Below are 2,500 nucleotides of genomic sequence, written 5' to 3'. Positions count from 1 at the left end.
CATTCAATCCAATAAGAATGAACCAGTTGAGCGATCCGTCACTACCACCAGGCCCACGAATATTAACGTGGTTCCCATCGACTACGCGTGTCCGCCTCGTCTTAGGGGCCGGCTAACCCTGCTCAGATTAACTTTAAGCAGGAACCCTTGGTCTTTCGGCGAGAGGGTCTCTCACCCTCTTTATCGTTACTCATGTCAACATTCGCACTTCCGATACCTCCAGGAGCCCTCACGGGTCTCCCTTCACAGGCTTACGGAACGCTCCGCTACCACGTGCATTGCTGCACATCCTCAGCTTCGGTGCATGGCTTCAGCCCCGTTACATTTTCGGCGCAAAGACCCTTATTTAGACCAGTGAGCTGTTACGCTTTCTTTAAATGATGGCTGCTTCTAAGCCAACATCCTGGTTGTTTTGGGATCCTCACATCCTTTCCCACTTAGCCATGACTTGGGGACCTTAGCTGGAGGTCAGGGTTGTTGCCCTCTTCACGACGGACGTTAGCACCCGCCGTGTGTCTGCCGACTAGTACTCCCCGGTATTCGGAGTTTGGTTAGGATCAGTAAGACGGTGAGTCCCCATAGCCCATCCAGTGCTCTACCCCCGGGGGTATTCGGTCGACGCTCTACCTAAATAGATTTCGCGGAGAACCAGCTATTTCCGAGTTTGATTGGCCTTTCACCCCTAGCCACAAGTCATCCCAATCTATTGCAACAGATGCGGGTTCGGCCCTCCAGTTGGTGTTACCCAACCTTCAGCCTGCTCATGGCTAGATCACTCGGTTTCGGGTCTAATGCGACGAACTGAACGCCCTGTTCAGACTCGCTTTCGCTGCGCCTTCACCTATCGGCTTAAGCTTGCTCGTCACACTAAGTCGTTGACCCATTATACAAAAGGTACGCCGTCAGGCTTGCGCCCTCCGACTGTTTGTAGGCAACCGGTTTCAGGTTCTCTTTCACTCCCCTTGTCGGGGTGCTTTTCACCTTTCCCTCACGGTACTTGTTCGCTATCGGTCATGCACGAGTACTTAGGCTTGGAGAGTGGTCTCCCCATGTTCAGACAGGATTTCTCGTGTCCCGCCCTACTCAAGGACAATGAGTGTTCTACGCTTACGGGGCTATCACCCACTATAGCCAGGCTTTCCAACCTGTTCAGCTTTATTCCTCATTGCCACTGGCCTGGTCCGCGTTCGCTCGCCACTACTTGCGGAGTCTCGGTTGATGTCCTTTCCTGCAGGTACTTAGATGTTTCAGTTCCCTGCGTTCGCTTCTTACCCCTATGTATTCGAAGGTAAGATACCCTATCACAATGCTTGGAAACCCAGGCCGTTCTTTCAAACAGACTGGATTTTCCAAGCATTTAGGGTGGGTTGCCCCATTCGGAGATCCATGGATCAAAGCTCATTCGCAGCTCCCCACGGCTTATCGCAGCGTATCACGTCCTTCATCGCCTGTGCATGCCAAGGCATCCACCAATTGCCCTTACGACACTTGATCGTTCTCATTGCCAATGCTCATCCTTAGTTGGAAAGCGAATAGTTGTTAGCGAGTAGCGAATAGAATTCTCAAACTATTCGCTATTCGCTATTCGCAAACCCAACGGCGCGGTTACCTTTTACAACCACACCCATCAGATGCCATCGACGTGTTCGATCCGGTCACTTCATTGGAGCTACGCCGAGCAGCTCGCTTGTGCCGGATCATAAGACCAGCTTCTCGAGATCTGTCCGGGGATGCGCGGTCAGGCAACATCCATCAACGGGCCATCAGACGAAGACCGAAGCCTTCGAACAACGACACGTTCTGAGTAACAGGCTTTCCTTCCTACCTCCGATCCCTCATTCGCTTCCGGTCGGCTAGACCATTCACGACATCATCAGGACCGGGCTCGGACGTCTCAAACCCAACGGGTTCAAGACACCTGGAAGCCTCCAGACAGTATCTTCTCTTCACGATTTCATGCAGAACAGGCATCGGGCATGTCGCCGGATGCAAACTTTTACTTCTTCAAAGACAGGACGGAACATGGTGGAGCCGAGCGGGATCGAACCGCCGACCTCCGCAGTGCGATTGCGGCGCTCTCCCAGCTGAGCTACGGCCCCTTGACGGACAGCCAATACTCCAACCGGCGGCACAAGATCAACCACCCATCCACCAGACATGGTGGAGCTGAGCGGGATCGAACCGCTGACCCCCTGCTTGCAAAGCAGGTGCTCTCCCAGCTGAGCTACAGCCCCAATCTCTCGGTCCCGACGCGCTCATCGCGCTCCGGACGGCCTATCGGCTCAACAGAGAATGTTCGGCTGCCATGCCCCAACCAAAAATGGTGGGCCCGGGCAGACTCGAACTGCCGACCTCACGCTTATCAGGCGTGCGCTCTAACCACCTGAGCTACGGGCCCATTTACGGTAGAACTCAGCACGAAAGCCGTGGTCCTGTCTTTTGAAGAAAGAGAAACGTGGACGGCGGGTGACGCCTTTTTCGAGTGGGTTTGGCTAAGCTT

Annotated in this window: 3 tRNA genes and 1 rRNA gene (1 of these 4 cut by a window edge); all 4 read right to left on the bottom strand. The window is 54.0% G+C overall.

The window, feature by feature from the left end:
• Positions 1-1,494, bottom strand: a 23S ribosomal RNA gene (locus P0086_RS25160) (it extends 1,304 nt beyond the left edge of the window).
• 529 nt (positions 1,495-2,023) lie between these two features.
• Positions 2,024-2,099 (bottom strand) — tRNA-Ala (locus P0086_RS25155).
• Positions 2,100-2,158: 59 nt separating this feature from the next.
• Positions 2,159-2,234, bottom strand: a tRNA-Ala gene (locus tag P0086_RS25150).
• A gap of 87 nt (positions 2,235-2,321) precedes the next feature.
• Positions 2,322-2,398, bottom strand: a tRNA-Ile gene (locus P0086_RS25145).
• Positions 2,399-2,500: the final 102 nt, after the last annotated feature.

Origin of the sequence: Mycoplana sp. MJR14 (genome assembly GCF_029210525.1) — a bacterium.
Taxonomy (GTDB): domain Bacteria; phylum Pseudomonadota; class Alphaproteobacteria; order Rhizobiales; family Rhizobiaceae; genus Mycoplana.
The sequence above is the reverse complement of the archived record's forward strand: the minus strand, read 5'-3'. Positions and strand labels throughout refer to the sequence as shown.